At 60.5% G+C, this 15,888-nt stretch carries 16 protein-coding genes; 2 read left to right on the plus strand and 14 right to left on the minus strand.

The genetic code is table 11. From position 1 onward, the window contains the following. Nucleotides 1-52 precede the first annotated feature (52 nt). Genes ACZ445_RS17590 through ACZ445_RS17615 form a run of 6 tightly spaced genes read right to left on the minus strand, consistent with a single transcriptional unit; the run spans nt 53 to nt 5,976 of the window. Nucleotides 53-1,795, minus strand: coding sequence for an ABC transporter substrate-binding protein (locus ACZ445_RS17590; protein ID WP_058424021.1), 1,743 nt, complete (start codon nt 1,793-1,795; stop codon nt 53-55). Between the two features lie 32 nt (nt 1,796-1,827). Further along, complete coding sequence (locus tag ACZ445_RS17595; RefSeq protein ID WP_003232363.1) at nt 1,828-2,100, minus strand: DUF2160 domain-containing protein; 273 nt, start codon at nt 2,098-2,100, stop codon at nt 1,828-1,830. Nucleotides 2,101-2,110: 10 nt separating this feature from the next. Next, nucleotides 2,111-2,911, minus strand: a complete 801-nt coding sequence (locus tag ACZ445_RS17600) for a carbohydrate ABC transporter permease (RefSeq protein ID WP_003174634.1) — start codon at nt 2,909-2,911, stop codon at nt 2,111-2,113. Between the two features lie 10 nt (nt 2,912-2,921). Next, nucleotides 2,922-3,788: a carbohydrate ABC transporter permease gene (locus ACZ445_RS17605; RefSeq protein WP_010209674.1), complete on the minus strand. Its 867-nt coding sequence runs from the start codon at nt 3,786-3,788 to the stop codon at nt 2,922-2,924. Further along, entirely contained in the window at nt 3,785-4,882 is a 1,098-nt protein-coding gene (locus ACZ445_RS17610; RefSeq protein WP_058424022.1) for an ABC transporter ATP-binding protein, read from the minus strand. The genes ACZ445_RS17605 and ACZ445_RS17610 overlap by 4 nt, the downstream gene beginning before the upstream one ends. Then, on the minus strand, nt 4,882-5,976 hold the full coding sequence (locus tag ACZ445_RS17615; RefSeq protein ID WP_058424023.1) for an ABC transporter ATP-binding protein: 1,095 nt from the start codon (nt 5,974-5,976) through the stop codon (nt 4,882-4,884). Before ACZ445_RS17615 ends, ACZ445_RS17610 begins: the two co-directional genes overlap by 1 nt. Before the next feature lie 305 nt (nt 5,977-6,281). On the opposite strand from ACZ445_RS17615, the gene ACZ445_RS17620 reads away from it, so the two are divergent. Next, entirely contained in the window at nt 6,282-8,099 is a 1,818-nt protein-coding gene (locus tag ACZ445_RS17620; protein WP_058424024.1) for a sigma-54-dependent Fis family transcriptional regulator, read from the plus strand. Here the strand turns inward: ACZ445_RS17620 and ACZ445_RS17625 are convergent. From ACZ445_RS17625 to ACZ445_RS17655, 7 genes are all read right to left on the minus strand, one after another. Continuing rightward, nucleotides 8,096-9,028, minus strand: coding sequence for a FecR family protein (locus ACZ445_RS17625; protein ID WP_058424025.1), 933 nt, complete (start codon nt 9,026-9,028; stop codon nt 8,096-8,098). The two genes, ACZ445_RS17620 and ACZ445_RS17625, sit on opposite strands and share 4 nt — an antisense overlap. Then, entirely contained in the window at nt 9,025-9,567 is a 543-nt protein-coding gene (locus ACZ445_RS17630) for a sigma-70 family RNA polymerase sigma factor (protein ID WP_058424026.1), read from the minus strand. Before ACZ445_RS17630 ends, ACZ445_RS17625 begins: the two co-directional genes overlap by 4 nt. A gap of 81 nt (nt 9,568-9,648) precedes the next feature. After that, on the minus strand, nt 9,649-11,760 hold the full coding sequence (locus ACZ445_RS17635; protein WP_058424027.1) for a TonB-dependent receptor family protein: 2,112 nt from the start codon (nt 11,758-11,760) through the stop codon (nt 9,649-9,651). Between the two features lie 295 nt (nt 11,761-12,055). Further along, entirely contained in the window at nt 12,056-12,325 is a 270-nt protein-coding gene (locus ACZ445_RS17640; RefSeq protein ID WP_058424028.1) for a hypothetical protein, read from the minus strand. 136 nt (nt 12,326-12,461) lie between these two features. Next, nucleotides 12,462-13,211 (minus strand): hypothetical protein, encoded by a 750-nt coding sequence (locus tag ACZ445_RS17645; protein WP_058424029.1) that lies wholly within the window; start codon nt 13,209-13,211, stop codon nt 12,462-12,464. Nucleotides 13,212-13,631: 420 nt separating this feature from the next. Then, nucleotides 13,632-13,949, minus strand: coding sequence for a hypothetical protein (locus tag ACZ445_RS17650; protein WP_058424030.1), 318 nt, complete (start codon nt 13,947-13,949; stop codon nt 13,632-13,634). A 5-nt stretch (nt 13,950-13,954) separates the two neighbouring features. Beyond that, the gene (locus tag ACZ445_RS17655; protein WP_179030221.1) at nt 13,955-14,116 is read right to left on the minus strand and encodes a hypothetical protein; all 162 of its coding nucleotides are present in this window, start codon (nt 14,114-14,116) and stop codon (nt 13,955-13,957) included. A 181-nt stretch (nt 14,117-14,297) separates the two neighbouring features. Here ACZ445_RS17655 and ACZ445_RS17660 point away from each other — a divergent pair, with 181 nt between their 5' ends. Continuing rightward, nucleotides 14,298-15,161 carry a GGDEF domain-containing protein gene (locus ACZ445_RS17660; RefSeq protein WP_058424031.1) on the plus strand — a complete coding sequence of 288 codons (864 nt, stop codon included), beginning with the start codon at nt 14,298-14,300 and terminating at the stop codon, nt 15,159-15,161. 146 nt (nt 15,162-15,307) lie between these two features. Here ACZ445_RS17660 and ACZ445_RS17665 read toward each other — a convergent pair whose 3' ends face one another. Then, nucleotides 15,308-15,874 (minus strand): hypothetical protein, encoded by a 567-nt coding sequence (locus ACZ445_RS17665; RefSeq protein WP_235594938.1) that lies wholly within the window; start codon nt 15,872-15,874, stop codon nt 15,308-15,310. Between the last annotated feature and the right edge of the window lie 14 nt (nt 15,875-15,888).

A 15,888-nucleotide genomic window follows, 5' to 3' on the forward strand; every position in this document is an offset into this window, starting at 1 on the left:
CTTCGCCACCCAGCGCGGGGCAAGCCCGCTCACCACAATTACACTGAAGTGATCACTTACGCGCCGCCTCCCACTGCTTCAGCAGGTCGCCGTAAGCCACGGTCTCACCCTTCGGCTTCTCGTTGGCCAGTTTCGGTTTAGGCGCGCCCGGCTGGTCGAACCAGTATTGCGCGTCACGCTCGGGGTTCATTTTCGGGCCGCACACCGGTTGCACCTTGGAGCGTTCCAGGCGCGTCATGATCGCGTCCTGCTCCTTGGCCAGGTTGTCCAGCGCTTGCTGCGGGGTTTTCTCGCCGCTGGCTGCGGCGGCGATGTTGCTCCACCACAGTTGCGCCAGGCGTGGGTAGTCCGGCACGTTGGTGCCGGTCGGGGTCCACTCGACGCGGGCCGGGCTGCGGTAGAACTCCACCAGGCCACCGAGTTTCGGCGCCATGTCGGTCATGGCCTGGGAGTTGATGTCGGACTCACGGATCGGCGTCAGGCCGACGATGGTTTTCTTCAGCGAGACGGTTTTCGAGGTCACAAACTGCGCGTAGAGCCAGGCCGCGAGTTTCTGTTTCTCAGGCGTCGACTTGAGGAAGGTCCAGGAGCCTACGTCCTGATAGCCCTTCTTCATGCCCTTTTCCCAGTAGGGCCCCACAGGCGACGGCGCCATGCGCCATTTCGGCGTGCCGTCGGCATTCACCACCGGCAGGCCCGGTTTGGTCATGTCGGCGGTAAACGCGGTGTACCAGAAGATCTGCTGGGCGATGTTGCCCTGGGACGGCACCGGGCCGGATTCGGAGAAGGTCATGCCGGCCGCTTCCGGTGGCGCATAGGCTTTCATCCAGTCCACGTATTTCTGCGTAGCGAATACCGCAGCCGGGCCGTTGGTGTCGCCGCCACGGGTGACGCTGGAGCCCACCGGGTGGCAGTCCTCCACGCGAATGCCCCACTCGTCCACCGGCAAGCCGTTGGGCAGGCCCTTGTCGCCGCCACCGGCCATGGAGAACCAGGCATCGGTGAAGCGCCAGCCCAGGGACGGGTCTTTCTTGCCGTAGTCCATGTGCCCATACACGCGCTTGCCGTCGATTTCCTTGACGTCTTCGCTGAAAAACTTGGCGATGTCTTCATAGGCCGACCAGTTCACCGGCACGCCGAGGTCGTAGCCGTATTTTTCCTTGAACTTGGCTTTCAGCTCCGGACGCTCGAACCAGTCGGCGCGGAACCAGTAGAGGTTGGCGAACTGTTGGTCAGGCAACTGGTAGATCTTGCCGTCCGGCGCGGTGGTGAAGGAGATGCCGATAAAGTCCTTGATATCCAGGGTCGGCGAGGTGAAGTCCTTGCCTTCGTTGGCCATCAGGTCGGTGATGGACTCGGTCTTGCCGTAGCGAAAGTGCGTACCGATCAGGTCCGAGTCGTTGACCCAGCCGTCGTAGATGTTTTTGTCGGACTGCATCTGGGTTTGCAGCTTCTCCACCACGTCGCCTTCCTGCAGCAGGTCGTGGGTCAGCTTGATCCCGGTGATTTCCGTGAAGGCCTTGGCCAGCACCTTGGACTCGTACTCGTGGGTGGTGAGGGTTTCCGACACCACGTTGATTTTCATCCCACGGAACGGTTCGGCGGCCTTGATAAACCACTTCAATTCCTCCAGTTGCTGCTCGGCCGTGAGGGTGGACGGTTTGAACTCGCTGCCGATCCATTTTTTCGCGGCATCTTCGTACGCATCGGCCCAGGCCGAAGCGCTCAAACCGCTCATAGCCAGTACGGCGGCCAATGAAATGCTATGTCGCAGCTTATTGTTCTTATTCAACATAGAGACCTCCTGGTTGTTTATTCATAAGGGCACTAGCCCCAACGCATCACACTCAACAGCCATACCAGGGAGAGCGCGGACGCTACCCAGATGCTCCAGTCGGTAACGCCGATCACCAGCAAATGCAGGTAGGCGCTGCCGAGAAGACCGATAAACAAACGATCACCACGGGTGGTGCTGATCGGCAAAAAGCCTCGCCGGGGGATGCTCGGCGAGCGCAGTTCCCAAGTGGTCATGCCCGCGAGGATCAGGGCTATGCCGCCAAAGAACAGCGCGGTGGGGGTGGTCCAGGCCATCCATTCCATCATCGACTCCTCAGACCCGGCCCAGGGCAAAGCCCTTGGCCACGTGGTTGCGAACAAACCAGATCACCAGCATGCCCGGAAGGATAGTCAACACCCCCGCCGCCGCCAGCACGCCCCAATCGATACCCGACGCCGACACCGTGCGCGTCATCACTGCCGCAATCGGCTTGGCGTTGACCGAGGTCAGGGTGCGCGCCAGCAGCAGCTCGACCCAGGAAAACATGAAGCAGAAAAACGCCGTCACACCGATGCCGGAGCCAATCAACGGGATAAAAATCTTCACGAAGAACTTCGGAAACGAGTAGCCGTCGATGTAGGCGGTTTCGTCGATTTCCTTGGGCACGCCGGACATGAAACCCTCCAGGATCCACACCGCCAACGGCACGTTGAACAGGCAGTGGGCCAGGGCCACCGCGATGTGCGTGTCGAACAGCCCAATCGACGAGTACAGCTGGAAGAACGGCAGCAGAAACACCGCCGGTGGCGCCATGCGGTTGGTCAGCAGCCAGAAGAACAGGTGCTTGTCACCGAGGAAGCGGTAGCGCGAAAACGCGTAGGCCGCCGGCAGCGCCACGCTCAGGGAGATCACCGTGTTCAGGCTCACGTAGTACAGCGAGTTGAGGTAGCCGGTGTACCAACTCGGGTCGGTGAAGATCACCTTGTAGTTGGCCAGGGTGAAGTCCTGCGGAAACAGCGTCAGACCGCCGAGGATTTCGGTGTTGCTCTTGAAGGACATGTTCAGCAGCCAGTAGATCGGCACCAGCAGGAACAGGATGTAGATCAGCAGCGGAATAACCTTGCGCTTGCTCATGTTGGCGGCCTCAGCGGTTGGCGTCGGAGTGGGTCATGGCGGTGTAGAACAGCCAGGACACCAACAGGATGATCAGGAAGTACACCAGGGAAAACGCCGCGGCCGGGCCCAGGTCGAATTGGCCTACGGCCATCTGGGTCAGCGTCTGACTCAAGAACGTGGTGGCGTTACCCGGTCCACCGCCCGTCAGGACGAAGGGCTCGGTGTAGATCATGAAACTGTCCATGAACCGCAACATCACCGCGATCAGCAGCACGCTTTTCATCTTCGGCAACTGGATATGTCGGAACACTGCCCAGGGCGATGCACGATCAATCCGTGCAGCCTGGTAGTACACATCCGGAATCGCCCGCAACCCCGAATAGCAGAGCAGCGCCACCAGTGAGGTCCAGTGCCATACGTCCATGACCAACACCGTCACCCAGGCGTCCATGGTGTTGGCGGCGTAGTTGTAACTGATGCCCAGGGCATTGAGGCTGTAACCCAGCAAGCCGATATCGGCACGCCCGAAGATCTGCCAGATGGTGCCCACCACGTTCCACGGGATCAGCAGCGGAATCGCCAGGATGATCAGCACCAGCGATGACCAGCGGCCCTTGGTCGGCATGGTCAGGGCGATGGCGATGCCCAGCGGGATTTCGATCAGCAGCACGCAGGCCGAATAGATGAACTGACGCAGCAGCGAGTCATGCAGGCGCGGGTCGAGCAGCACTTGTTTGTACCAATCTGCGCCGACGAAGTAGCGGCTGGACTGGTCGAAGATGTCCTGCACCGAGTAGTTGACCACGGTCATCATCGGGATCACCGCGCTGAACGCCACCAGCAAAAACACCGGCAACACCAGCCACCAGGCCTTGTTGTTCTGCACCTTGTTCATGGCTGCGCCTCCAGCAGGTAGTCGTCGGCATACACCATCAGCCATTGCGCCGGAAAGCTGATGGACGCCTTGCCTTCGGGCACCGGCTTGTCTTCGGCCAGGCGCACCTTGAGCAGCGCGCCGTCGAGGTTGAGGGTGATGATCTTGTAGGTGCCGAGGTCTTCGAGGTGAGTGACATCGGCCTGCAGGGCGTCAGGGTTGTACTCGTCCCAGACGTGGATGAATTCCGGGCGGATGCCGACCTGCAATGTCTTGTAGTCGGTCGTGGCAATGCGTTGCTGCAAGGCCTCGGACAAGGGCAGATGGGTGCCAGCAAAGCGCACCCCGCCCGCCTCGGCCTGCACCTCGATCAGATTCATCCCGGGGCTGCCGATGAAATAGCCGACAAAGGTGTGGCTCGGCCGCTCGAACAGGTCACGCGGCGTGCCGAACTGCACGATCTGCCCTCCGTACATCACCGCGATCTTGTCGGCGAAGGTCGAGGCCTCCAACTGATCGTGGGTCACGTAGACCATGGTGATGTTGAACTGCTCGTGGATCTGCTTGAGCTTGCGCCGCAGTTTCCACTTCAGGTGTGGGTCGATTACCGTCAGCGGTTCATCGAACAGGATCGCCGACACGTCGTCGCGCACCAGGCCACGGCCCATGGAGACTTTCTGTTTTTCGTCGGCAGTGAGGTTGCGGGCTTTTTTGGTCAGCAGGTTTTGCAGGTCGAGGACTTCGGCAATTTCCTGCACCTTGCTGTGAATTTTCGCCTCGGCCATGCCCTGGTTACGCAGCGGGAATGCCAGGTTGTCGAACACCGTCATGGTGTCGTACACCACCGGGAACTGGAACACCTGGGCGATATTGCGTTTTTCCGGGGTGAGGTCGTTGACCACTTGGGTGTCGAACAGCACCTGGCCTTCGGACGGGCTGAGCAGGCCGGAGATGATATTGAGCAAGGTTGATTTGCCGCAGCCCGACGGCCCGAGCAAGGCGTAGGCCCCGCCCTGCTCCCACACGTGGTTCATTGCCCGGATGGCGTAGTCCTCGGGCCCTTTCGGCGTAGGGCTGTAGCTGTGCGCCAGGTTCTGCAAATGGATCTCGGCCATCAGGCAACCCTCGCGACACGGCGTCCGGGGGCCTGGACCAAACGGCCCTGGCCATCGAACACAAACAGTTTATGGGTGGGGATATACACGCGGATCGGCGCGTCGACGTCGTACTCGTGCACCCCCGGCAGGTGCAGCACCAGCAGGAAGTGCTCGCTGCGCACATGCAGGAAGGTTTCCGAACCGCTGATCTCCGCGACTTCCACGGTGACCGCCAGTTCCAGGTCGTCATCGTTGCTCGGCACCAGGCTGATATGGCTGGGGCGTACGCCGAACCGGAACTCGCCTTCGCCGATGGGACGCAGGTCGACGTTGAGTGGGAAGTGCACGAAATTGGCGAAGCTCACTTCGTTGCCACTGATGCGCCCCGGCATCAGGTTGATCGGCGGCTCGGAAAACAACTCCGCGGCCAGCACAGTCTGCGGCTGGTGATACACCTCGGCCGCCTTGCCGCTCTGGATCACCCGGCCTTCGTGCAGGATGGTGGTGGTGCCGCCCAGGGCCAGGGCTTCGTTGGGCTCGGTGGTGGCGTAGATGGCGATGGTGTGGCGCGCAGCGAACAGCTCGCGCATTTCCTGACGCAGCTCTTCGCGCAGCTTGTAGTCCAGGTTCACCAGCGGCTCATCGAACAGGATCAGTTCGGCGTCCTTGACCAGCGCGCGGGCCATGGCGGTGCGCTGCTGCTGGCCACCGGAGAGTTCCAGCGGGTGACGCTGGAGGAATTTCTCGATGCGCAGCATTTTTGCGGTTTCCAGCACTTTGCTCTGGATCAGTTCGTTGGACACACCGGCCTGGCGCAAGGGCGAGGCGATGTTTTCGAACACGGTCATGGTCGGGTAGTTGATGAACTGCTGATACACCATCGACACGTTGCGCAGGCGCACCGGTTTTTGCGTGACGTCCACCCCGTTCATCAGGATGCGGCCGCTGTCGGGCTTGTCCAGGCCGGCCATGAGGCGCATCAGGCTGGTCTTACCGGACAGCGTGCGACCGAGCAAGACGTTGAAGGAACCGGCTTCGAAACGCAGGTTGGCGTTGTCGATCCAGGTCTGGCCTTCGACAACGCGGGAGACATGTTCCAGGGTCAATGACATGACACGACCTTTTTATTATTGGAATGAATCTGGCCAGGTGTCAGAGCGAGTTTCGTGCCAAAACGGCAAGTTATTGATGTGCAAGGAAATGGGGTAAATGGGATGTTCGGGAGTGAACAATCTGACTGAACAACTGAACAATCCGGGGGTTGACAATGAACAGTTCTGAACAACACTCTCATGACCAACACAGGGCAAATGTGGGAGGGGGCAAGTCGAATCGTCGCACCGCCCCTCCCACATTGACCCGGTTCCAATCGTTAAATAGTGCAAGACCCCATAACAATAAAAACGAAGGTCACCCCATGGCCGAACCACTGGCTCACGACACCCTTATCCAGGAATCCTGGCGCCGTTGCCGCGCCTTTGGCCTGGACCACCAGAGCACGCCCAGCTTCGATCAACTCCCTGCCGAGGGCATCAGCCAATTGCTGGAGAGCCAGCACTCGCTGGTGCAGACCACCCACCAGGAAGTGCTGCCCTACTACGAGAACATCCTGAGCAATTCCAACTGCCTGATCATGCTGGCCGACAACCAGGGCCAGGTGCTGACCAGTTGGGGCACCCAGCGCTTTATCGAGCCCAAGCTGGCCCGTGGTTTCAACCCCGGCGCCAGCTGGATGGAGCGCGCCAGCGGCACCAATGCCATCGGCACCGCGCTGGCCTGCGCCCAGGCGGTGCATATCGAACATGATGAACACTTTCTCAAGGCCAACCGCTTCATGACCGGCTCGGCGGCGCCGATCTTCGATGCCCAGCGCGAGATCATCGCGGTGCTGGACGTGTCCAGCGACAGCTACCTGCCGCCCTCCCACACCCTGGGCATGGTCAAGATGATGAGCCAGACCGTGGAGAACCGGCTGATCCTCAACCTGTTTCGCGGCGAACATTTCCAGCTGACCTTCAACACCGGCCTGAGCAACCTCGACAGCCAGTGGGCTGGTCTGTTGATCTTTGATGAGAGCGGCCAGGTGCTCTCGGCCAATCGACGTGCCGACAACCTGCTGGGCATCAGCCTGTCGCGGGTAATGATCGACAGCCTGTTCAAGGTGTCGTTGCTGGAGTTGTTGAACCAACCGGAAGGCCTGCCCTTCTCCCTGCAAGCGGCGGGACGCAACCGCTTCCAATGCTTGTTGAAGCGGCCCAAGCAGACGCCGGTGCAGGCGCGCGTGTTCACCGCGCCGGCACCGTCCAAACCGGCGCCGATTGGCCTCAAGACCTTGCACTTCGGCGACGCGCGCGTGGAGAAAGCCGTGCGCCAGGCCGAGCGCCTGCTGGAGAAGGACATCCCGCTGCTGATCCACGGAGAAACCGGCGTGGGCAAGGAGGTGTTCGTCAAAGCCCTGCACCAGGCCAGTTCGCGCAGCCAGAAGGCATTTATCGCGGTGAACTGCGCGGCGATTCCCGCCGAGCTGGTGGAATCGGAGCTGTTCGGCTACGAAAAAGGTGCGTTCACCGGCGCCAACCAGAAAGGCAGCATCGGCCTGATCCGCAAGGCCGACAAGGGCACACTGTTTCTCGACGAGATCGGTGATATGCCGCTGCCCACCCAGGCCCGCTTGCTGCGGGTGTTGCAGGAGCGTTGCGTGCAACCGGTGGGCAGCAGCGAATTGTTCCCGGTGGATTTGCGCATCATCTCGGCCACCAACCGTGCACTGCGGGATCTGGTGCAGGCCGGGCGTTTCCGTGAGGATCTGTACTACCGCATCGGCGGCCTGACCCTGGAGCTGCCGCCGTTACGCGAGCGCACTGACAAACAGGCGCTGTTTCAGCAACTGTGGCAGCAGCACCGCGAGCCGACTCAATGGGCGGGCCTGAGCGCCGACGTGCTGGCGCTGTTCGAGCAGCACCCGTGGCCGGGGAATTTGCGCCAGGTGAGCAGTGTGTTGCAGGTGGCACTGGCCATGGCCGAGGAACAGCCGATCCGTGCCGAGCATCTGCCGGATGATTTCTTCGTGGACCTGAAAGTCACGGCGCCGCTGCCCACCAGTGAGTACCTGGATGACAGCATTGACCTGAACCAGCGCTTGAAGGCCGCCGGCGGGAACATCTCCCACCTGGCGCGAGAGCTGGGGGTGAGCCGCAACACCCTGTACAAACGCCTGCGCCAGAACGAAAACTAGCGCGGCTTGACCACCACCAGCAGGTCGGTGAAGTACTCCACCTGGATCGGCAGGTTATCGGCCAGCGACGACAACGCGGCCGCGGTGTCGTCCAGTTTGAACACCCCGGATACCCGCACGTTTTGCAGGGCCTGGGGGTCGAAACGCAGCATGCCGTGGCGATAGCTGGCGAGGGTTTGCAGGACTTCGCTCAGGGGTTGGTCGTTGACCTTGAGCAGGCCCCGGGTCCAGGCGTCGGGGTCGCTGTCGCCAATCGCTTGCGGCGGCTGGGCACGACCGTGGTCGAGCACCGAGCGCTGGCCGGCTGTGACCTTGACTCCTTCGTTGCTTGCACCTTTGACCGCTACCGTGGATTCGATCACCGTGACCAGCGTGGTGCCGTCTGCCGCGCGCTTGACCAGATAACGCGTGCCCAGCGCAGTGGCCGTGCCCTGGTCGGTACGGACCACGAACGGTCTTTGTGCATCCTTCGCCACCTCGACCCAGAGCTCGCCTTGCAGCAGTTCGATCACCCGTTGATGACCGTCGAACTCCACATCCACTGCCGAGTTGCTGTTGAGCTGCAACTGGCTGCCGTCTTCGAGGGCGATCTGCCGACGCTCACCGACACCGGTACGCTGGTCGGCCATCCACACCGGCAGGTGTTGCAGGCCCAGCCAGCCGCACAAAACCAGGCCGAGCACGCCCATCACCTGCGCGCCACGTGGGCGTCGCGGGGTGAAGGCGCGGTTCAGGGCCATGCGCGCGGGCTTGGCGGGCAAGGCATCGAGGCTGCCCCATAACGCACTCATGCGCTCGATGGCCACGGCGTGGCGCGGGTCGGCCTGGCGCCAGGCGTTGAACGCCTGGCGGTCGGCGTCGGTCACGTCTTCGTCGTGCAGGCGAGTCAGCCACTGTGCGGCTTGCTGGATGATCTGCTCGGAACTCATGCCAGCGGGTCTACCGGGTGCAGGCTGTGGTAGCAATGCACCAGGGCGCTGGAAATGTAGTTTTTGACGGTGCTGGAGGAAACGTCCAGGCGCAGGGCGATTTCGCTGTAGGTCAGCCCGTCGAGGCGGCTCAACAGAAACGCTTCGCGGGCCTTGACAGGCAGGCCGGCGAGCATCTCGGCGATGCGTTCCAGGGCTTGCAGCGCCACATGAATCGCGGCCGGGTCGGGCATGCCGGCGTCTTCACATTGGATCACCAGGGCTTCCATGTAGGCTTTTTCGATACGGCGACGGCGGGCGCCATCGATCAACAACCGACCCGCCGTAGTAGCGAGGAATGCGCGAGGCTCCTTGATACTTTGCGGCTCGGCCAACATCAGCACGCGGATGAACGCGTCATGGGCCAGGTCGGCGGCATGCTGGGAACACCCGAGTTTCTTGCGCAGCCAGCCATGCAACCAGCCGTGGTGCTCGCTGTACATCGCCGTGAGGGTCTGCTGGCGAACGGAGTCGCCCAGCGCGGCCGGAATGTCATGCATGCGCAAAAAGATCTCAAATGGGAAGAGTTACCAATTGCGCGAACAATGCCAGTAAAACCTGCCTGGGGCAAGGGCCTGTCTTTAACGCCAACTCCAGGACACGCCCGTATAGATGCCACGACCCTCCGCCGGCGTAGAACGTGCTACATCCAACCCCTTGTCGTCATAACCCGGCGTCACGGTATTGGCGTAACGGTGATTGGTCAGGTTGCGCAGGTCGACCCAGGCTTGCCAGTCCTGCTTGGGCGCGTCATAGCCGAACGTGGCGCCGAGCAGGGTGTAGGACGCGGCATAGTAGGAATTGGCGTAGTCCACCGCCACCCGCGAGGAATACTCGGTGTTGAGGCTGGTGTAGAAACCCGTCGGATGGCTGTAGCGCACTTGTGCCTGGTAGTAGTGCTTGGGGATGCCCGGCAAGGTGTTGTCGCCGAAGCGGTCATCGTCACGGTAGTGGAAGTCACTGAAGGTGTAGGCCTGGCGCAGGGCAAGCTGGCCGTTGCGGCCGCCGTCCCACAACGGGCTGAGCAGGCTCAGTTCGACGCCCTGGTGTACGGTGGGGCTGGCATTGGACTCGGCGACGATGGCATTGCTGGTAGAGGTTTGCGCCTGGGTTTCCACGGTGAGCAGTTCGTGGCGCACTTCGGAGCGGTACAGGGCCAGGTCCCACTGGCCGAGCCAGGCCTCACCGCGCCCGCCGATCTCCAGGGTGGTGGCGGTCTGGTTTTTCAGGCTCACGCCCTCCCGTGCCAGGCCTTTGGCTGGACCACCGGTAAAGTATTTGTTGGAACCCCAGATCATCGACCACGCATGTGGCGGCTCGACCGAGCGGCTCAGGTTGCCGTACACCTGCAGTTGCGGAGTGAAGTCGTAGCGCAGGCCGATGCGTGGTGCGTAGTCCCAGTCGTGCTGGCTGAGCGGCGCCTGGCCTTCGGGGTAGGTGACCTGGGTTTCGCGCCGGGTGTAGATCGCGGCCAGGCCGGTGGTCAGCCACAGGTCAGGCACCAGCTCCAGGTCGTTGCCGATATGCAGCACGGTGTCGGAACCCAGGTAGCTGTAGTCGCGGGTCTTGGTGCCCGGAGCGTAGCCGGCAGTATTGCCGGCGGGCGTGCGCACGTATTCCGACGCGCCGTTGTTCGGCATCGCCTGGGTGGTACGCAGGCCGACAGTGGTTTTGCTGTCATGGCCGAACAGGGTGTCCTGGCGGATGTAGTTGAGGGTGCTGCTGATATCGGTGTAGGCGACTTTCAGGCGGTTGGTGCCTTCGCGCAGGTCCATCGGGTAGTCGTGGTAGGCCAGCCCGACTTCGATCCGGGCGTTGTCGTCCAATTGCAAGGTGGTCTTGTTGGCGATCCAGGTGGAGCCCGGTTGCAGGCGCTTGGAATCGCGGGCGGCGTTGAGGCTGTTGGCCGCGCGCGGGTCGTGGCTGATCTGGCTGCGTGTGAGCTTGCCTGGGGTATCGTTGGTGGTTTCGCGGTAACGGAAGTAGAAGCGGGTTTCAAGGGCCGGGTTGAAGCGGTAGCCGAAGTTGGCGGCCACGCCCTTGCCGGTGGCGGCGCTCTGGCGCTGGTAGCCGTCGGACTCGGAGTCCGTAAGGCTGATGTAGTAATCGGCATCCTCCAGTACCTGGCCCGAACTGATCTCGCGTTGGGCATAACCTTTACTGCCCGCTTCGTAACGCAGTTGCAGCTTGGGCGCGTCATAGCCCGTGCGGGTCACGTAGTTGACCGCGCCGCCCAAGGCCAGCGCGCCCTGATCAAAACCGTTGGCGCCGCGCAGCACTTCGACCCGACTTTGCCACAGGGGGTCTTTCAGCTCATAGGGCGTGCCGCCGGGGCCGGTGAGTGGCAGGCCATCGAACATTTCATACAAGCCGGAAGCATGGGAACCGGGACTACGGTTCAGGCCCGAGCCGCGAATAGAGAGTTTCACCCCTTCATTGTTGGCCGCCTTGGCATATACCCCGGCCTGGTACTTGAACACGTCTTCGTTGGTGCTCACCCTTCCCTGCTGCACGCTGTTCATGTCGATATAGTTGGTGGCGCCGGGCACGCTCTTGAGCTGCGCCTTCGCCATTTCACCGTCGCTGGCTTGGCTGCTGGTGACTTCGACCGGGGCCAATTGCAGGTCTTCGGCGTGCACCAGTGAGCTTAAGGTCAGGGCGGCAAACAGGAGCGGAGGTTGGCGCAGCAGCATCGGGCAGGTCCTTGGAATTCGGGGGGGGCACGTGGTGGGAAGACAGGGGCGCCCGCCAGGTCACTCCTTATTAACGGACCAGACCCTTCCCACACCAACGTCGGACCGAGACTATTCGCAGCAAGAGGGTGGCAGAGCAGCAGGACGTGGCGAGCGGGCTTGCCCCGCGTTGGGCTGCAAAGCAGCCCCAAAACCAGCAGCCGAAGAGTACCTGACTCACCGAATTCGTCCTTCCAGGGTCGCTTCGCAACCCAACGCGGGACAAGCCCGCTCGCCACAGTTGCAGTGTTCGTTCTTAATGGGAGGGTATCAGCCAGGTTTGCATCAGTTCGTCTGCTTCTGATCCCGGAGCAAAGCGGAATCCATACATTTCATCAGTACTGAGAATTTCGCCCAGCACTTCCAGTAATTGGGCCTCGGTCGGCGAGTCTCGCAATAACTTGTGCGCTGGCAGTAACAACTCGGCAGAAACGCCTTGGACACTCGCCGCATCGATCACGGCGAAAAGGATAAAACGCAAACGTATTTCGCGATCAGTGGGCCAAACCGTTTTTTGCTTTCCCATGGTAGAGGCCTCGGGTTTTCGGAAAAATCCGAGGCTATTGATGAGTACAGGGCGTTTCAACCATCGAGGTGCAAGATAGGCCGCTTCCTACAAGGGAAAACGAAACACCGTACCCGTTATCAGAGGAAGCCGAGCTTTATTGCACCGGCAGAAAATTCATCAGCAACAAGCTCTGCGCATAGTTGAGACCGATTCGCCGGTAGCGTTCGTCAAGCATCTGGGTGAGCAAGTCGAGGCGCGCCACGATCTTGCCGAACTCCACCGCAAAGCTAAGGTTGCTGCCCTCCTCCGATATCTCGTTGGAGAACAACAGCAGCACGCCATTGGCGTCCTGGCGCTGGCTCAGCAGCCAAGTGGCCTTCTCGATGTTGCGCGCGGCGTTGCTGACGAACTGCGGGTTGATCGAATCGGTGATGTAGAACTCGGTGCGCCCCCCGTGGGCGGTCACGAGCATGCTGCCGATGGCATAGATAAACGCGCCGACGCGATCGCCTTTGAACTCCGGACTCAGGGAATAACTCAGCGCCGCCAGGTCACGCCGATCACCCAGGGCCGGCAGCGATCGCCGCTGCTCGATAGCCTGGCGGATCTCGCGCGCAGCGGTGACTGCATCCGGATAGCCCGACTGACGCCATTGGCTGGGGTTGCGCAGGTAGAGCTTGCTCATCAGCAGATACAGGCTTTGCAGGTTGTCGCGCATGCCCAGCGTGGCCATGCGGTCGACACTGGTCTGGAAGAATTCATCGGGCTTGCCGTTGCTGAACTGCTTGGCGATATCCCGCCCCTGTTGCTGGCTGCAACCGCCAGCGCAGAGCATCAACACCGCGGCCAGCAGCAAGGGCGGGCAACAGCGTGGAAGGTTGAAACGAAGAAACGTGCGATCCATCGGCACCCGATCTGATTCATCTGCCCATGCGGGAAGTCGGCAGGGCTGGGACAAGGATAGAGCGGAGAAATCCAAAAAAGTGCAGTGGCCCCCGGCAGATAGTTGTAAGCAGAGACCACCGGGCAGGTGAATCGGCGCAATCGTGAAGGATTCGTTTCAGGGCCTATACTGAGAGCAACAGCTGCGTGTGTTTTTTGCGCATTTGCTCATAAGCAGCTGTATAGGAGGTGACGGCAATGAAACATCCAATTCGGGCGCAAATGGTTGTTCAGATGATTTGCCTGCTTTCGGTGGCTCAGCTTTTTTGCTGAACAACGTGTCACCGGTGTCAAATTCAGCCGTGGTTGCGGCGCTGGAAGGTATTGCCTGCAACCTCCTCAGCAACTGGCCCGCCCCCATTGGCCGGGCCAGAACGTACAACTACAACAAGACCGTGGCCAGCATGCCTAGAGCCCCCAGGCAAAACCCGATCAGGGCACCCCGCCCGGGCATTTCGTGGAACAGCGCCCAGATCACCACAGGCTCCAGCAGCAATAATGAGGTGATGGATACGACCGTCACCACCCAGATATCACCGACCGCCCGATACCCCAGCCAGTAAGCCCCCAGCAGACACAGCCCGGCAAAACACATGACCACCACCGGCATGATGAACGCCTGCCATGAACCGTCGCCGGCCTGAGCCAGCCTGGCGGTGATTACCTCGCTGTAGATTGCACAGAATTCACCAACGACCATCAACCCTAGAGCAGAAACTCCGAGTAGTTCTTTGGACATATCAAAAACTCCTTCGTATTCAACGCACTGTTTTTCAACTCCCAGCGGGCGATGCCGTTGCCGAGGTTTTCGTTGCAGCGATACGAAGCAGCCTTGAACAGGCCTGAATTACCGAAGTGCTTTTGCATGCTCGTGTCCTTGAAAAGGGGGTGAGTCCCAGCGACCGTAGAGGCGCCCGGCTTGATCATACGTTTGGGCAGGCGCTTTAAACAACTTGTGCAGGGCATCCAAAATTCACAAGACGCCTAGCCGCCACTCGTCTTGTTCAGGCTATGATCGGCCCCCTATGAACCAGAAGGCTGACTGCCCATGCCCGTTGACCTGGAAGCCCTCTATCCCAAACTGATCCACCTGATGCTGGATACGGTCTTCGTCGTCGACGGCGACAACCAGATTGTGTTCGTGAGCGATGCCTGTGAGGCACTGCTCGGCTACAGCGCCGATGAACTGGTGGGCACACCCATCACCCACTACATGCATCCTGACGACCTGGCACGCACCCGAGCCTCCATTGTCCGGGTCATGAACGGCCAACCCCATGTCGACTTCCGCAATCGTTATATCCGCAAAGATGGCAGCGTCGTGCACATCCTGTGGGCGGCGTTCTGGTCCGAAGAAGTGGGCGCGCGCATCGGTGTCGCAAGGGACGTGACCGCACTCACCCAGGCCGAAGAGGAGCTGCGCTTCCTCGCCCACCATGACCCGCTGACAGCCCTCACCAACCGTTCGCTGTTCAATGCCCGGCTGGATGACGCCTTGCATACCGCACGGCTTCACAACCAGCCCCTGGCGCTGCTGTTCCTGGACATTAATGATTTCAAGGGCATCAACGATGTGCATGGCCACGCCATGGGCGACCGCCTGCTGTGCGTGATTGCACGACGACTGGAGCGCTGCGTACGCGAAAGCGACCTAGTGGCCCGGATGGGCGGGGATGAATTCACCGTACTGATGACCGACATCCCCTCACAGGATGCGGTGACCGGCAAGGTCGCGCACTTGCTCGCGGTAATGGCCGAGCCGCTGGGGCCGGAGTTTGGCGGGGTGAAAATGCCGTCCTGCAGTATCGGCGTGGCCTTCTATCCACGGAACGGGCTGGATGCCGACACGCTGTTGAGTCACGCGGATGGGGATATGTACCGGGTGAAAAGGCAGCGGTTTGCGACGGATTGAGACCGATCAACACCGCGCGCGCCGATTAAAAGCCAATGCCCCGACGTGTCGGGGCATTGGCTTTTGTAGTCATGGGCAAATCAACCAGAAACGAACATCTTTTCAGAAGTTTCAACTGGCAAAAGATTCATCCTAACGTGGAATCATTATTTGGCTTGGCGAAGCACAAGCTCCGTCAAACGAGTCTTGACCCGGAAGCAGAACTCACGAATTTGAAATTGATAAGCCGGCATGACCATGTAGTTCAAATCAGGACCCAACGAGTCTTTGACTTCCATGTACTTAGCGGTCTTGGCAGCAATGGCCTGGTATTGCGCCTCGTATTTATCGTACGACGCTTTGTTGTACACCCTTAGAACATCCAGCTCTTTACGGCATTGCTCAGCGCGATTCTGGTTCAAGTTTGTTTCAGACTCTTCCTGAGCTGCCTCCTGGGAGACATGGATTGGGGCTACAGGACGTGGGTTCGCAGGTGCAGCCTCATACCGTACAGTGAAATTTTCTGGTGGTGTCGAAGGTGCGGCTTCAGCGGGTGCCTCATGGACGACGGCTGGAGGGGGAGTCTCTTTAGGTTTTTCTGGAGTTTTCGTAGCGCATCCCGAGAGAGCAAGACCTACCACTACAACGATGCCACACATTTTATTCATCGGTTTCACCAAGAGGTATTTGGGGTTGGCTGAGTCGTTAGGTTCTGGGTAAAAGTCATCACTCAATCAATGATCGAGCG

The organism is Pseudomonas allii, from assembly GCF_055380095.1.

Coding starts and splice junctions, on each gene's coding strand:
- ACZ445_RS17590 (WP_058424021.1), bottom strand. CDS start 1,795: ATGTTGAATAAGAACAATAAGCTGCGACATAGCATTTCATTGGCCGCC.
- ACZ445_RS17595 (WP_003232363.1), bottom strand. CDS start 2,100: ATGGAATGGATGGCCTGGACCACCCCCACCGCGCTGTTCTTTGGCGGC.
- ACZ445_RS17600 (WP_003174634.1), bottom strand. CDS start 2,911: ATGAGCAAGCGCAAGGTTATTCCGCTGCTGATCTACATCCTGTTCCTG.
- ACZ445_RS17605 (WP_010209674.1), bottom strand. CDS start 3,788: ATGAACAAGGTGCAGAACAACAAGGCCTGGTGGCTGGTGTTGCCGGTG.
- ACZ445_RS17610 (WP_058424022.1), bottom strand. CDS start 4,882: ATGGCCGAGATCCATTTGCAGAACCTGGCGCACAGCTACAGCCCTACG.
- ACZ445_RS17615 (WP_058424023.1), bottom strand. CDS start 5,976: ATGTCATTGACCCTGGAACATGTCTCCCGCGTTGTCGAAGGCCAGACC.
- ACZ445_RS17620 (WP_058424024.1), top strand. CDS start 6,282: ATGGCCGAACCACTGGCTCACGACACCCTTATCCAGGAATCCTGGCGC.
- ACZ445_RS17625 (WP_058424025.1), bottom strand. CDS start 9,028: ATGAGTTCCGAGCAGATCATCCAGCAAGCCGCACAGTGGCTGACTCGC.
- ACZ445_RS17630 (WP_058424026.1), bottom strand. CDS start 9,567: ATGCATGACATTCCGGCCGCGCTGGGCGACTCCGTTCGCCAGCAGACC.
- ACZ445_RS17635 (WP_058424027.1), bottom strand. CDS start 11,760: ATGCTGCTGCGCCAACCTCCGCTCCTGTTTGCCGCCCTGACCTTAAGC.
- ACZ445_RS17640 (WP_058424028.1), bottom strand. CDS start 12,325: ATGGGAAAGCAAAAAACGGTTTGGCCCACTGATCGCGAAATACGTTTG.
- ACZ445_RS17645 (WP_058424029.1), bottom strand. CDS start 13,211: ATGGATCGCACGTTTCTTCGTTTCAACCTTCCACGCTGTTGCCCGCCC.
- ACZ445_RS17650 (WP_058424030.1), bottom strand. CDS start 13,949: ATGGTCGTTGGTGAATTCTGTGCAATCTACAGCGAGGTAATCACCGCC.
- ACZ445_RS17655 (WP_179030221.1), bottom strand. CDS start 14,116: ATGCAAAAGCACTTCGGTAATTCAGGCCTGTTCAAGGCTGCTTCGTAT.
- ACZ445_RS17660 (WP_058424031.1), top strand. CDS start 14,298: ATGCCCGTTGACCTGGAAGCCCTCTATCCCAAACTGATCCACCTGATG.